The 14,296-nt window shown below is 63.8% G+C and carries 10 protein-coding genes; 6 read left to right on the top strand and 4 right to left on the bottom strand.

From position 1 onward, the window contains the following. Positions 1 to 3 precede the first annotated feature (3 nt). The 3 genes from leuA to pbpG all read left to right on the top strand — a co-directional run bounded on the left by leuA (position 4) and on the right by pbpG (position 4,530). Positions 4 to 1,695 (top strand): 2-isopropylmalate synthase, encoded by a 1,692-nt coding sequence (gene leuA / locus AT984_RS04145; RefSeq protein ID WP_058719025.1) that lies wholly within the window; start codon positions 4 to 6, stop codon positions 1,693 to 1,695. Between the two features lie 65 nt (positions 1,696 to 1,760). Then, a complete protein-coding gene (locus AT984_RS04150) occupies positions 1,761 to 3,302 on the top strand; it encodes a 2-isopropylmalate synthase (RefSeq protein ID WP_058719026.1) in 1,542 nt (513 codons plus the stop codon). A gap of 172 nt (positions 3,303 to 3,474) precedes the next feature. After that, a complete protein-coding gene (gene pbpG / locus AT984_RS04155) occupies positions 3,475 to 4,530 on the top strand; it encodes a D-alanyl-D-alanine endopeptidase (RefSeq protein ID WP_082679776.1) in 1,056 nt (351 codons plus the stop codon). 106 nt (positions 4,531 to 4,636) lie between these two features. On the opposite strand, the gene AT984_RS04160 is transcribed toward pbpG, so the two are convergent. After that, complete coding sequence (locus AT984_RS04160) at positions 4,637 to 5,407, bottom strand: IclR family transcriptional regulator (RefSeq protein WP_058719028.1); 771 nt, start codon at positions 5,405 to 5,407, stop codon at positions 4,637 to 4,639. Positions 5,408 to 5,743: 336 nt separating this feature from the next. Here AT984_RS04160 and AT984_RS04165 point away from each other — a divergent pair, with 336 nt between their 5' ends. Further along, positions 5,744 to 6,721, top strand: a complete 978-nt coding sequence (locus tag AT984_RS04165) for a TIGR03790 family protein (protein WP_058719029.1) — start codon at positions 5,744 to 5,746, stop codon at positions 6,719 to 6,721. 33 nt (positions 6,722 to 6,754) lie between these two features. Here the strand turns inward: AT984_RS04165 and hpnE are convergent, their stop codons facing one another. The 3 genes from hpnE to hpnC are packed head-to-tail and all read right to left on the bottom strand — an operon-like array spanning position 6,755 to position 9,743. Then, positions 6,755 to 8,050, bottom strand: a complete 1,296-nt coding sequence (hpnE, locus tag AT984_RS04170) for a hydroxysqualene dehydroxylase HpnE (protein WP_058719030.1) — start codon at positions 8,048 to 8,050, stop codon at positions 6,755 to 6,757. Further along, a complete protein-coding gene (hpnD, locus tag AT984_RS04175) occupies positions 8,047 to 8,895 on the bottom strand; it encodes a presqualene diphosphate synthase HpnD (protein ID WP_058719031.1) in 849 nt (282 codons plus the stop codon). Before hpnD ends, hpnE begins: the two co-directional genes overlap by 4 nt. After that, on the bottom strand, positions 8,892 to 9,743 hold the full coding sequence (hpnC, locus tag AT984_RS04180) for a squalene synthase HpnC (protein WP_082679777.1): 852 nt from the start codon (positions 9,741 to 9,743) through the stop codon (positions 8,892 to 8,894). The genes hpnD and hpnC overlap by 4 nt, the downstream gene beginning before the upstream one ends. 217 nt (positions 9,744 to 9,960) lie before the next feature. Between hpnC and AT984_RS04185 the strand changes: the two genes are divergently transcribed. Together AT984_RS04185 and AT984_RS04190 are read left to right on the top strand one after the other, a co-directional pair. Next, on the top strand, positions 9,961 to 11,103 hold the full coding sequence (locus tag AT984_RS04185) for an efflux RND transporter periplasmic adaptor subunit (RefSeq protein WP_058719033.1): 1,143 nt from the start codon (positions 9,961 to 9,963) through the stop codon (positions 11,101 to 11,103). Between the two features lie 17 nt (positions 11,104 to 11,120). Beyond that, positions 11,121 to 14,267, top strand: coding sequence for an efflux RND transporter permease subunit (locus AT984_RS04190; RefSeq protein ID WP_058719034.1), 3,147 nt, complete (start codon positions 11,121 to 11,123; stop codon positions 14,265 to 14,267). Positions 14,268 to 14,296: the final 29 nt, after the last annotated feature.

The raw sequence follows: 14,296 nt of genomic DNA on the forward strand, positions 1-14,296 counted from the left end.
CCCATGTTGAAGCAGCCACAGACCAAGTACCGCGCTTTTGCCCCCATCGCCTTGCCCGACCGGACTTGGCCCGATGCCCAGCTGACGCAGGCGCCGCTGTGGCTGAGCACCGATCTGCGCGACGGCAATCAGGCCTTGATCGAGCCCATGGATCCGCAGCGCAAGCTGCGCATGTTCCAGATGCTGGTGAAGATCGGCTTCAAGGAAATCGAGGTCGGCTTCCCCTCCGCCTCGCAGGCTGACTTTGATTTTGTGCGCCTGTTGATCGAGCAAAACCACATCCCCGAGGATGTGACGATCCAGGTCTTGACGCAGGCGCGGCAGCCCCTGATTGAGCGCACCTTCGAATCGCTGATTGGCGCGCGCCGCGTCATCGTCCATCTCTACAACGCCGTGGCGCCGGTGATGCGCCGGGTGGTGCTGGGGCTGGATGAAGCGCAGATCGTGGCACTCGCCACCCATCACACCCGCATGGTGCGTGAACTGGCTGCCGCCCAGGCGGGCACCGAGTTTGTTTTTCAGTATTCGCCCGAGATGTTCTCTGGCACCGAGCTGGCTTTTTCCAAGCAGGTGGTGGACGCGGTGACCGAGGCCTGGGGTGCGACGCCGGAGCGCAAGTGCATCATCAATCTGCCCGCCACGGTGGAGCATTCCACGCCGAATATCTTTGCCGATATGGTCGAGTGGATGGATCGCCACTTGGCGCGCCGCGAGGCCATCATCTTGTCGGTCCATCCGCATAACGACCGCGGCACCGGCACGGCGGCGGGTGAGTTTGCGCTGATGGCCGGGGCGGACCGCATCGAAGGCTGCTTGTTCGGCAATGGCGAGCGCACCGGCAATGTCGATCTGGTCAATATTGCGCTCAACCTCTACACCCAGGGCGTGCACCCGCAGCTGGATTTCTCGGACATCGACGAGGTGCGCCGCTGTGTGGAGCATTGCAATCAGCTCAGCGTGCATCCGCGCCATCCCTATGTGGGCGATCTGGTCTACACCTCCTTTTCGGGCTCGCACCAAGATGCAATAAAGAAGGCCTTTGCCGCCCGTAAAGAAGGCGATATCTGGGACATGCCCTATCTGCCCATCGACCCCAAGGACTTGGGCCGCAGCTACGACGCGGTGATCCGGGTCAACAGCCAGTCGGGCAAGGGCGGAATTTCTTATTTGCTGGAAACCGAGTACGGCTTGGAGTTGCCGCGCCGTTTGCAAATCGAATTCAGCCAGGTGGTGCAGGCGGTGATGGACGATGCAGGCAAAGAGCTGTCCGCCGCCGATCTGTGGGGCATTTTTGAAGGCGAATACGGCCTGGCCAGCACCAGCGTGCAAGCGCAACTCAAGGAAGCGGCGGGCGGCGCTGCCAGCCTGCGCGGCCAAGCTCAGGTGGCCGGCCAAACGCTGCAAATCGACGGGCAGGGCACCGGCCCGATCGATGCCTTTGTGGCCGGCTTGAGGAGCCAGCTCGGCGCCGCGGTGCGCGTGCTGGACTATCACGAACATGCCATTGGCAGTGGCGCCAATGCCCGCGCCGTGGCCTATCTGGAATTGCGCATCGGCGAGAGCTTGACCCTGTTCGGCGTGGGCGTCGATGCCAATATCGTGTCGGCCTCACTCAAAGCCGTGGTTTCCGGCCTGAACCGGGCGGCCGGCAAAGGCCAGCTGAGCCTGGCGCGCGCCGCCATCGCGGTCGAGTGATCGAACGCGCGCTTCATCGATTGAATCAATAAACTTCCGCATCCGCGACTAAAGGATCTCCAGCCATGAGCCAGCAACTGATCATTTTCGACACCACCTTGCGTGACGGCGAGCAAAGCCCCGGCGCCTCCATGACCAAGGACGAGAAGCTGCGCATTGCCCGTCAGTTGGAGCGCCTGCGGGTGGATGTGATTGAGGCCGGTTTTGCCGCGTCCAGCATCGGTGACTTTGAAGCCGTCAAGGCGATTGCCGATGCGGTGCGCGAAAGCACTATCTGCTCGCTGGCACGCGCCAATGACCGCGACATTGCCCGCGCCGCCGAGGCGCTCAAGGGTGCAGCGCGTTCGCGCATCCACACCTTCATTGCCACCAGCGAGTTGCATATGGAGAAGAAGCTGCGCATGACGCGCGAGCAGGTGCTGGAGCAAGCCATTCTGGCGGTGCGCTTTGCTCGCAACCTGACGGATGACGTGGAGTTCTCGCCCGAAGATGGCTATCGCTCGGACCCGGAGTTTCTGGCTCGGGTCGTCGAGGCCGTCATCAAGGAAGGCGCGCGCACCATCAATATCCCTGACACGGTGGGTTACGCCATTCCCGAGCTGTACGGCAATTTCATCAAGACTCTGCGCGAGCGCGTGCCCAACTCGGATCAGGCGATCTGGTCGGTGCATTGCCATAACGACCTGGGCATGGCGGTGGCCAATTCCTTGGCTGGCGTGCAAATCGGCGGTGCGCGCCAGATCGAGTGCACCATCAACGGCCTGGGTGAGCGGGCGGGCAATTGCTCGCTGGAAGAGGTGGTGATGGCGGTCAAGACCCGGCGCGACTACTTCGGCCTGGACTGCAATATCGACGCCTCCCACATCGTGGCCGCTTCCCGCCTGGTCTCGCAGACCACCGGTTTTGTGGTGCAGCCCAATAAGGCGGTGGTGGGGGCGAACGCTTTTGCGCACGCCTCGGGCATCCATCAGGACGGCGTGCTCAAGGCGCGCGACACCTACGAAATCATGCGCGCCGAAGACGTGGGCTGGGCTGCCAACAAAATCGTGCTGGGCAAGCTGAGCGGCCGCAATGCCTTCAAGCAACGCCTGCAGGAGTTGGGCATTGCCTTGGAGTCAGAGGCCGAGGTGAATGCCGCCTTTGTGCGCTTCAAGGATCTGGCCGACCGCAAGAACGAAATCTTCGACGAAGACATCATCGCCCTGGTGATGGATGAGTCGGTCACCGCCGAGCAAGAGCATTACCGCCTGGTGGCCTTGGCGCAGCGCTCCGAAATGGGCGAGCGGCCGCACGCCAGCGTCGTCTTCGCGGCCGGTGAGGCGGAGCACCGCACCGAGAGTGAGGGCAACGGCCCGGTGGATGCCGTGCTCAAGGCGATTGAGTCGGCCGCCCAAAGTGGTGCCGAGATGTTGCTCTATTCGGTCAATGCCATCACCAGTGGCAGCACAGAATCGCAAGGCGAGGTGACAGTTCGCTTGCAGCATGCCGGCCGCGTCGTCAATGGCGTGGGGGCTGATCCCGACATCGTGGTTGCGTCCGCCAAAGCGTATTTGAGCGCGCTGAACAAGCTGCGCAGCAAGCTGGAGCGTGTGGCGGCGCAGGGTTAGGGAAGTCCCGGCCCCACTTAGTCATCGGTCGGGCCGACATGTGCGTTAGATTTGGGGTCGTCGATGAACACGTATTTGGACGAGGCTTGACTTTAAGAGCCGCGTTTAAGCGATTGATCTTGCGTGTGTTTTCCTGATCACTTAAACTGAGTGATAGTCGCTGGGGACCGAGTTGAAGAACATTTATTCATTGTTGTCGCGCACCGTCTTGTGCGCCGCTTTGGCGGCCACGGGTCTGGTGGCGCCCGCGCAAGCCGAGGCGACACGCGCCAAATCCAAGGTTTCCACGGCGGCCAAGTCTGATGCCCAGAAGCCGCAAGTCAAAAGCGTGCGCAAAGCCAAGACCACGGTGCAAGCGCGCTCCGGCGTTCGCAAGGCCGCGGTTGTTGGTGCTGCTGTCGTGGCTGCTAAGCCGACTTATGGCCAGTTGTATGGTTTGCATGCGGTGGAAGACCCGCTGGATCTGAAGTCCAGCGTCGCGCTGGTCTTAGATCAAGACACCAACGAGGTGCTGTTCTCCAAGAATCCTTCGGCCGTGTTGCCGATCGCCTCGATCACCAAGCTGATGACAGCCTTGGTGGTGGTGGATGCCGGCCAGGCCATGGACGAAAAGCTGAGCATCACCGACGAAGACATCGATTCGGAGAAGGGCACCCGCTCGCGCCTGTCCGTCGGCACTACGCTGACGCGCGGCGAGATGATGCACTTGGCCTTGATGTCCTCGGAAAACCGTGCCGCCAATGCGATGGGGCGCAATTATCCCGGTGGCTTGAGCGCTTTTGTGGCGGCCATGAACCAGAAGGCCTTGAGCCTGGGCATGACCGACACGCATTATGTTGAGCCCACCGGCCTGTCTAGCCGCAACCAGTCCAGCGCCAAGGATTTGGCCGCCCTGGTGAAGGTGGCGCATGAGGTGCCGCTGCTGCGCGAGCTGTCTACCTCGCGTGAATATCAGGTCGCGCTGGGTCGTCGCCAGGTTAATTTCCACAGCACCAATGGCTTGCTGAGTAATCCGGGCTGGGATATTGGTCTGCAGAAAACTGGCTTCATCAACGAGGCAGGTCGCTGCCTAGTGATGCAGGCCCGCATGGCCGGCCGCAAGCTGATCATGGTGTTCCTGGATTCGACCGGCAAGTATTCGCGGATTGGCGATGCAGAGCGGGTGCGCAAGTGGATCATCAGCAACCCTGCTGAACTCAATCACAGCAAAATCAAGGTTGCGGGCTGAAGGTTGGCCTGAGCATTGGCCTCAGTGATTCCGCCAGCTGCGGAATCCCCAAATGAAAAGCGCGCTCGATGAGCGCGCTTTTTTGTGGCCGCTTGGCGCTTGTGGCTCAGCCGCCCCGGTAGCCCAGCTCGGCTGAAATTTGCCCGGCGGTTTCCTTCAGCCGCACCATCCAAGACTCCTCCAGCCGGTCGGCCGGGGCGGAGATCGACAGGCCGGCAATCAGCTTGGCTTGGTCGTCGTAGATGCCGGCGGCCATGCAGCGCACGCCGAGCTCCAGTTCTTCATCGTCGCGCGCCACGCCGCGCTGGCGCACCAGGGCCATTTCGCGCTCCAGCGCTTGAATATCGGTGAGGCTGTTGCGGGTGTGGCCGGCCAGGCCCGTGCGGGCCGCATAGCTGCGCACGCGCGCGGGGTCATCGCTGGCCAGGAAGAGCTTGCCCACCGAGGTGAGGTGCAAGGGCGCGCGGCCGCCTACAGCGCGCACCACCTGCATGCCCGAGCGTTCGCTGTAGGTGCGCTCGATGTAGACGATTTCGTCGCCTTGGCGAACCGATAGATTGACGGGCTGGTGGGTGAATTTGTGCAACTCGCGCATCGGCCCGATGGCGGCGTCGCGCACATCCAGCCGGGCTTTGACCAGATTGCCCAGCTCCAGCATGCGCATGCCCAAGCGATAACTACCGGCTTCGGGCCGGTCAACGAAGCGGCCAATCGCCAAGTCGTTGAGAATGCGGTGGGCCGTGGAGGGGTGCAGGCCGGTGCTGGCGCTGATTTCCTTCAGCGAGACCGGATCCTGGTGGCTGGCCAACACATCCAGCAGCGAAAACATGCGCTCCAAAACCTGGATGGCAGGCGTTTTTTCCTCTGTGTTTTTCATGCGTTGATTGTGCGGGAGATTTCTTTGTTTTGTATTGCGAAAAGTAGATTCGCCCCTCGATATGGTGACCGCTCCGCAACAGCTTGGCGGCAGGCGGCAGGCCGGGCCATGATGCTGCTGGCGGGCCTGCTGGCGCTGGAGCTGGTTGTGACGCAGGCGCAGGCGCAATCGCCATCAGCATCAGCATCAGCATCAGCATCAGCATCAGCATCAGCATCAGCATCAGCATTAGCATCAGCATCAGCATCAGCGCCGGCCGGCGGGGCGACCCCCGCTTCCACCCCGCCTGCCAGTGCGGCGCCAAGTCAAACTGCAGCGGCGCCCACTTGGTTGCGCATGCCCCGCCTGCAAGGCCGCATCACGGCGGCCGAGCTGGGTTTGGTGATCAACACGGCCGACCCCTACTCAGTCGCCGTGGGCGAGTATTACGCCCGCCGGCGCGGCATTCCCGAAGCCCATGTGCTGCGGCTTCCATTGCCGGTGCGGGCCAGCTTGACGATCGATGAGTTCGAGGCCTTGCAGGCGCAGATCAAAAGCAAGCTTGGGCCCGAGGTACAGGGCCTGGCCCTGGCCTGGACGCAGCCTTTCGCCGTGGTCTGCAACTCCATCACCGGCGCGCTGGCGCTGGGCTATCAGGCGGAGCTCTGCAGCAATGGCTGCGCGCCGTCCAAGCCCTCGCCTTATTTCAGCTATCAGGGTGCCAAGCCATTTGGCGATTTGGGCCTGCGGCCGTCCATGTTGCTGGCGGCGCGCACCGTGGAGAGTGCACAAGCCTTGATTGAGCGTGGCATTGCGGCCGACCAAAGCCTGCCTGGCTTCCTCCCCGCCAATGCCTATTTCGTCAGCACGGCGGACACGGCGCGCAATGTGCGATCCACCCTGTTTCCCCCGGCGAGCTCGCTGCGCGGCCTGGGTGTGGACGCGCACACGCCGGCGCACAAAGAGTTGCCGCCGCTACGCCGCACCTTGATCTACCAAACTGGGCTGGCGGTGGTGCCAGGTCTTGACCAGGTGGATTGGTTGCCGGGCGCCCTGGCCGATCACCTGACCTCCTTTGGCGGTCAGCTGGAGCGCCGCCCCGACAGTGGCCAGATGAGTGCCCTCGATTGGCTGGAGGCAGGCGCCACCGCCAGCTATGGCACGGTCAGCGAGCCCTGCAACCATCGCCAGAAGTTCCCTCATCCTCAAGTCTTGCTGCTGAGCTATGTGCAGGGCTTGTCGGCCTTGGAGGCCTACTGGCATAGCGTGTTGTGGCCCGGGCAGGGCGTGTTCATCGGCGAGCCTTTGGCGGCGCCGTTTGCGCCGAAGTTCTAGTCGATCTCAGCCCATATCGCTGCCGCTGAGTCGCTAACGCAAGGCCTGTGCGGCAGCCGCTTGCCCGGCACGCACCGCACCTTCCAGCGTGGCGGGGTAGGGGCCGGCAACATAGTCACCCGCTGCCCACAGGCCCGGCGCAATCGCCATAGGCGGGCGCGACAGGCCCGGTGTGCAGGCGAAGGTGGCGCGTTTTTCTGCCAGCACGCGGTACACCGTTGGTGGTGTGGCCCAGTCGAATTCCTGAATGGCTTGCGCCAGGGTGTAGCGGCCGCTCTCGGCCAAGCCATGCCCGACCCACGGCGCCGCACCGCTGATGACGAAAGCGAACAGCCCCGGCTGGGTGCCCAACTGCCCCAGATCGAAGGCGAACTGCGCGGGAGCTTGCGGGCCTTCTTGCAAGGCCACCATCGGTGCCGGCAAGCGGCTGCCCGGGCTGTGCAGGTAGACGGTTAGGATGGGCTCGAAGCGTAGGGTTTGGGCCTGCTGTGACCAGGCCGGCGCAATGTCGCGGCACAGCCGGGCTGCCTCTACCGAGGTGCAGGCCAGCACGACTTGGTCGAAAAACTCACCGTCCAGGCGCCAGCCCGCCCCGTCGGCCTGCAGGCTTTGCGCCCGATGGCTCAGGCGCAGCTCGGCGCCATGCGCGAGCAACCAGTTCTGTGCCGGCGTGGCCAGCAAGGCGCTGAGCGGCAAACGCGGCAGCAGCAAGTCGGCGCTGCCTGGGCCGCTGAACAAGGCGTCGCGCAGCACGCGTAAGAAAGTGCTGGCGCTGGCTTGCGCGGCCGGGGTGTTGAGGGCAGCCACGCACAGCGGTTCAATCAGGCCTTCTCGCACGCAGCGGGGTAGATCGGCGCATAGGGTGCTAACGCTCCAGTCCGGCGGGCACTGGAAGCCTTTGAGCAGCCAGCGGCCGGCGGTCATCAGCAAACTCAGGCGTGCCGACAAGGGCCAATCCTGGTTGGCCAGCACCCCGCGCGTGAAACTGATCAGCGGGGCGCCGCTGGGCAAGCGCAAGCCTTCGTGGCGCGGGTAGCGCAGACGCAAAGGCGTGCGCAAAAAAGCGTGTTCGGGATCGACCCCCAGGGTCTGCAGCAAGGTCAGGCTCTGGGTGTAGGCGCCGATCAGGATGTGCTGGCCGTTGTCCAGCAGCGCTTGCTTGTCGTCAGCTGCCAGGCTGCGGGCGCGGCCGCCCAGTTGTGGGGCCATCTCCAGCAAGCAGACCTCGGCGCCGCCCTGGACCGCGCTGACGGCGGTCGCCAGCCCGGCCCAACCGCCGCCGATGATGGCGAGCTTGCGCCCGCGCTGCTGCGGAGGCGTTGGGCTCAACGGCCCGTCCAGTTGGTGCGCATGGCGATCCAGAGCTTGCGCACCGGGGTCAGTGAGATGCGCTGCTCCAGCACGCGGAAGTTTTCCGCCTCAATCTCGCGCAGCAAGGCGCGGTAGATATTGGCCATCATCAGCCCCGGCTTTTGCGTGCGGCGGTCGGCCTCGGGCAGCAGGGCAAAGGCTTCGTCGTAAAGGCGGTGGGCGCGCTCGGCCTGGAACTTCATCAAGGCGGTGAAGCGCTCGCTATAGCCCCAGGGCTTTTGGCGCTGCAGGATTTCGTGCGCCTTGACTTCGAACTGCTGCAGCTCCGACACCGGCAGGTAGATGCGGCCCCGGCGGGCGTCGTCGCCAACGTCGCGGATGATATTGGTCAGCTGCATCGCCTGGCCCAGCTTATGGGCGTAAGCGGTGGTTTGCGGCTGGGTCTGGCCGAAGATGCAGGCCGCCACTTCGCCCACCACGCCGGCCACCAGGTGGCAGTAGCGCTGCAGGCCGGGGAAGTCGAGGTAACGGGTCTGCTCCAGATCCATCTGGCAGCCGTCGATGACGGCGTTCAGGTGCTCTAGGCGGATGTCATAGCTCTGGCAATGGGGCATCAAGGCCCGCATCACCGGATGCTGGGGTTGGCCGGCGAAGGCGCTGGCGGCTTCCTTACGCCACCAGGCCAGCTTGGTCGCGGCCACGCCGGCGTCTTGTGTTTCGTCCACCACATCGTCCACCTCGCGGCAGAAAGCGTAAAAGGCGGTGATGGCGGCGCGCCGGGGTGGCGGCAAAAACAAGAAGGCGTAGTAAAAACTAGAGCCACTCTTGGCTGCCTTGTCCTGCACGTACTGCTCGGGACTCACGAGGTTTCCTTCTGGTTGGATTGGGGGCGCATCAGCATGGCGCGAAGCAGCAGTCGCGGCGCGTCCAGCGCACCGATCTGAGGCCGCTGAGTCAGGCTGGCAAATTGCATGGCGCGGATTCTCTCAAGAATGCGCAGCCCGCCTTGCACCACCAAGCGCAATTCCCAGCCGGCCCGGCCTGGAATCTGGTGGACCAGGGGCGCGCCCTGGTGCATCAAGTCCTCCGCCCAGGTGCAAAGCTCGGCAATCAGGGTGCGTGCGGCGGGGCTGTCTTGGCATCGGCGCAGCTGATCTTCGTTGAGGCCGTGGCGCTGCAGGTCGGCGCGCGGGGCGTAGACGCGGCCACGCGGCCCGTCGCGGCTGAAGTCCTGCCAGAAGTTGATCAGCTGCAGGCTGCTGCAAATGGCGTCGGAGCGCTGCAGGGCCAGGGCGTCATCAATGCCGTAGAGATGCAGCAGCAAGCGGCCCACTGGGTTGGCCGAGCGGCGGCAGTAGTTCAGCAGTTCGGGCCGGTCGGCGTAGCTGTTTTGGTGCAGGTCTTGCTCGAAGGCGTCGAGCAAATCGTCAAGCAGGCGCAGGGGCAGCCGATATTGCAGGCTGGCGTGGCGCAGCGGCTCAAACACCTGGGCGGCCCAGCGCGGCGAGCAAGCCTGGCCTTGGAAGATGGCGTGCAGGTCGGCGCGATAGGCTTGCAAATCGGCCTGGCGTTGCGCGGTGCTGACATCGCCTTCATCGGCCAGATCGTCGGCCGTGCGCGCGAAATGGTAGATGGCCGCGATGGGCGGGCGCAGCGGCTTGGGGCACAGCCAGGAGGCGACGGGAAAGTTTTCGTAGTGGTCAATGTTCACGGGCGAGATTGTGTCGGGGAATTGGGCCGGTCAGCGGCTTGGCTGCCTGTCAAGGCGCATTTACGCCTGAGTTGGCAGCGCGAACTGCTGGTTTGACAGGCACTAGCCCCTTGCATACATTACTGACCAATCAGTCAATAAGGGTTCTGGCCCCGCATGACGCTGCCTTTTTGGGTGGCGCTGATGCGCGCCTGAGTTCTGCATCTCGGGGTTATCCATGTCTTTGCGATCTTCCAGGTTCTTGCGCTTGGCGCCTGTTTTCAGCCTGAGCGTGCTGCTCGTGGCCTGCGGCAAACCAGAACCGGCGGCTGAACCCGAACGGGCTGTGCGCACCCTGGTGCTGCGGACGGCGCCGGTGGGCACGAGTTTTGAATACGCGGCGGAAGTGCGCGCGCGGGTCGAATCCCGCCTGTCCTTCCGCGTGGGTGGCAAGCTGCTGTCGCGCAAGGTCAATCTGGGGGATGCCGTCAAGCCGGGGCAATTGCTGGCACAACTCGACGCGCAAGATCTGGTGCTGGCCCGCAGCGCCGCCGATGCCGCCGTGGCCGCCGCTAGAACGAATCGCGATCAGGCCGCCGCCGATTACAAGCGTTTCATCGATCTGCAACAGCAGGGCTTCATCAGCGCTGCGGAGTTGGAGCGCCGCAACAGCGCCTTCAAGGCTGCGCAGTCGCAGCTCGACCAAGCCAGGGCGCAGGGCGAGGCGCAGGGCCATCAGACCGAGTACGCCAGCTTGCTGGCCGATGCGGCGGGCGTGGTGACCGGCGTGGACGCCGAGCCGGGCATGGTGGTGTCGGCCGGCACACCGATTGTGCGCATCGCACAAGACGGGCCGCGCGATGTGGTGTTTGCCGTGCCTGAGGATCAGCTGGATCAGTTCCGCGCCGCGGCCAGCCAGCCAGGCTCTTTGAAGTTCACGCTGTGGGGCTCGGGCCAGCCGCCGCGTGCGGCGGTGCTGCGTGAGTTGTCCGCGGCGGCCGACCCGGTCACGCGCACCTTCATGGTCAAGGCCGATGTGGCACGCCTGGACACCAAGCTAGGTCAGACCGCCACCGTGACCCTGCAAACCCCCCGTGTCGAGCAAGTCATCAAGCTGCCGCTGGCCGCACTGCGCCAGGATCAGGGCAATAGTTCGGTCTGGGTGCTGGACCCGGCCAGCATGACCTTGAAGGCGCAGCCGGTGCAAGTGGGTGGTGCCGATGGCAATGAGGTGCTGATCGCTGGCGGCCTGGTGGCTGGCCAGGAGGTGGTGGTGGCGGGTGTGCATGTGCTCAAGGCTGGCCAGAAGGTCTGCCGCTATGTGCAGCCCGCTGCGGCGGGCGCGACCGTGTCGAGTGCGGCCCCTGCGGCTTCCAAGTAAGCCCGGAGTCCGCCTTCATGAGCAGCAAGCCAGTCAAGTCATCCAAGCCCGCAGGCGCCGGTGGACGCCGAAATTTCAATGTCTCGCGCTGGGCCCTGGAGCATCCGGCGCTGACGCGCTATCTCTTGGTCGTGTTGATGCTGATGGGCTTTGCGGCCTATTTCCAGCTCGGTCAGGATGAGGATCCGCCCTTCACTCTGCGCCTGATGGTGGTCCAGGCTTTCTGGCCCGGCGCCACCGCCGAGCAGGTGGCTGAGCAGGTCACCGACAAGATCGAGAAGACCTTGCAGGAAGTGCCCTTCGCCGACCGGGTGCGCAGCTACACCAAGCCGGGTGAATCGCTAACCATCTTCCAGCTCAAGGAGCACACGCCGGCTGGCGAGGTGCCCAATGTCTGGTACCAGGTGCGTAAGCGCGTCGGTGACATGGCGCACACCTTGCCGCAAGGCGTGGTCGGTCCGGTCTTCAATGACCAGTTTGGCGATGTCTACGGCAGTATTTTTGCGCTCTCGGCGCAGGGCTTCTCGTTTGATGAGTTGCGTGCCCATGCGGACCGGGTGCGCTCGGCTCTGCTCAAGGTGACCGATGTGGCCAAGGTGGAGCCTTTCGGCGTGCAGGCCGAGAAGGTGTTTGTTGAGATCTCGCAAAAGCGGGTCGCCACCATGGGCCTGGATTTCAACCAGGTGATTGCCCAGATCGGCGCGCAAAACGCGATCGAAGGCGGCGGTGTCCTGGATGCTGGCAGCGGCAACCTGCAAGTGCGGGTGCAGGGTCAGTTCCAGTCGGTGCAGGCACTGAAGGACTTCCCGATCCGAGCTGTCAATGCAACAACCGGCCAGGCCAGCAGCCTGCGCCTGTCGGATATTGCCGAGGTCACGCGCGGCTACGCCGATCCGCCGGCCGTCATGGTGCGGCATCAGGGCAAGGATGTGATTGCGCTGGGGGTGTCCATGGCCAAGGGCGGTGACATCGTGGCCATGGGCAAGGCCTTGCAGGCGACTGCCGCGCAGATCCGCGCCCAGTTGCCGGCCGGCATTGAACTGGAGCAGATTCAGGATCAGCCCCGAGCCGTGACCCGCTCGGTGAACGAATTCATCAAGGTGCTGATCGAAGCAGTGGTGATCGTGCTGGCGGTCAGCTTCATCTCGCTGGGTCTGCACACCAAGCCGCTGCGCATCGACATCTGGCCCGGCATGGTGGTGGCCATCACCATTCCGCTGGTGCTGGCGATCACCTTTGTGACCATGTTTTATTGGGGCGTGGGTCTGCACAAAATCTCGCTAGGCTCCCTGATCATCGCGCTGGGCTTGTTGGTGGATGACGCCATCATTGCTGTCGAGATGATGGTGCGTAAGCTGGAGGAGGGTTACGACAAGATGACGGCGGCCACCTTCGCCTACGACGCTACGGCCATGCCCATGTTGACCGGCACCTTGATCACCGCGGCCGGCTTCCTGCCCATCGGCCTGGCCAAGTCACAAACGGGTGAGTACACCTTCGCCATCTTTGCGGTCACCGCCGCGGCGCTGGTGATCAGCTGGCTGGTGTCGGTCTATTTCGTGCCCTATCTGGGTGCCTTGCTCTTGCGTACTCACAAGTCCAACGAGGGTGGCGAGGCGCATGAGTTGTTTGACACCCCGTTCTACAACCGCTTCCGCAGCCTGGTGCGTTGGTGCGTGCTGAATCGCTGGAAAACCATTGGCTTGACGGTACTGACCTTTGCGCTGGGCATGGTCGGCATGGGCCGTGTGCAGCAGCAGTTCTTCCCAGATTCATCGCGGCCGGAAATTCTGGTCGACCTGAGCCTGCCCGAAGGCTCCACCATTTTGCAAAGCCGCGAAGTCGCCAAGCGCTTCGAGGCCCGCATGCTCAAGGAGCAGGGCGTGGAGTCGGTCAGCACCTGGATCGGTAGCGGCGTGCCGCGTTTCTACTTGCCGCTGGATGTGATCTTCCCGCAGGCCAATGTCAGCCAGGCCATCATCCTGAGCAAGGATTTGCATGAGCGCGAGGACCTGCGCAAGCGCTTGCCGACGCTGGTGGCGGCCGAGTTCCCGGAGGTGCGGGCTCGCGTCAAGCTGCTGCCCAATGGGCCGCCGGTGCCTTACCCGGTTCAGTTCCGTGTCGCCGGGCCGAATGCGCAAGAGGTGCGCCAATGGGGTGACCAAGCCAAGGTCATTCTGGCCGCCAACGCGAATATGCGTGGCGTCAATGACAACTGGAACGAGCCGATCAAGGTCTTGCGCCTGGAGGTTGATCAGGACAAGGCGCGCGCCCTGGGTGTGAGCAGCCAGGCGCTGGCGCAGGCCGCGCGCACCATGTTCTCGGGCAGCACGATTGGTCAGTACCGCGATGGCGATCGCCTGATCGACATCGTGCTGCGTCAGCCCTTGAATGAGCGCAATGCGATCAGCGATATTGGCAATGCCTATGTGCCCACGTCCAGTGGCCGTTCCATTCCACTGGCGCAAATCGCCAAGGTCAGCTTTGCCTGGGAGCCCGGCGTGCTGTGGCGCGAAGCGCGTGATTACGCGGTGACCGTGCAGGGCGATGTGGCTGAGGGCATGCAGGGCGCCACTGTCACCGCCCAGGTGTGGCCGCAGCTGCAGGCCTTGCAGGCCAAGATGCCGGTGGGCTACAGCATCTCGGTGGCCGGCGCGGTGGAAGAAAGCAGCAAGGGCCAGGGCTCGATCGCGGCCGGTGTGCCGATGATGTTGTTCCTCATCTTCACCTTGCTGATGCTGCAGCTGCAAAGTTTCTCGCGCGCCATGCTGGTGTTCCTGACCGGCCCGCTGGGTATTGCTGGTGTGGCTGCAGCCTTGTTGATCTTCAATCAGCCCTTCGGCTTTGTGGCGCTGCTGGGCGTGATTGCCTTGATGGGCATGATCATGCGCAACTCGGTGATCCTGATCGACCAGATCGAGCAAGACCGCGCACGTGGCGTGCCCGATTGGTCGGCTGTTGTCGAGTCAGCAGTGCGGCGTTTCCGCCCCATTGTGCTGACGGCTGCCGCCGCTGTGCTGGCCATGGTGCCGCTGTCCCGCAGCGTGTTCTGGGGCCCGATGGCCGTGGCCATCATGGGCGGTTTGATCGTAGCCACGGCGCTGACTTTGCTGGCGCTGCCGGCCATGTACGCGGCCTGGTTCCGTATCAAACGGCCCGAGTAAAGAGTTGAAAAAGGGTCCGAAAAAGGGCC

Source organism: Paucibacter sp. KCTC 42545 (assembly GCF_001477625.1).
GTDB lineage: Bacteria > Pseudomonadota > Gammaproteobacteria > Burkholderiales > Burkholderiaceae_C > Paucibacter_A.

Coding starts and splice junctions, on each gene's coding strand:
- AT984_RS04190 (WP_058719034.1), top strand. CDS start 11,121: ATGAGCAGCAAGCCAGTCAAGTCATCCAAGCCCGCAGGCGCCGGTGGA.
- AT984_RS04150 (WP_058719026.1), top strand. CDS start 1,761: ATGAGCCAGCAACTGATCATTTTCGACACCACCTTGCGTGACGGCGAG.
- AT984_RS04185 (WP_058719033.1), top strand. CDS start 9,961: ATGTCTTTGCGATCTTCCAGGTTCTTGCGCTTGGCGCCTGTTTTCAGC.
- AT984_RS04160 (WP_058719028.1), bottom strand. CDS start 5,407: ATGAAAAACACAGAGGAAAAAACGCCTGCCATCCAGGTTTTGGAGCGC.
- AT984_RS04165 (WP_058719029.1), top strand. CDS start 5,744: ATGCCCCGCCTGCAAGGCCGCATCACGGCGGCCGAGCTGGGTTTGGTG.
- leuA (WP_058719025.1), top strand. CDS start 4: ATGTTGAAGCAGCCACAGACCAAGTACCGCGCTTTTGCCCCCATCGCC.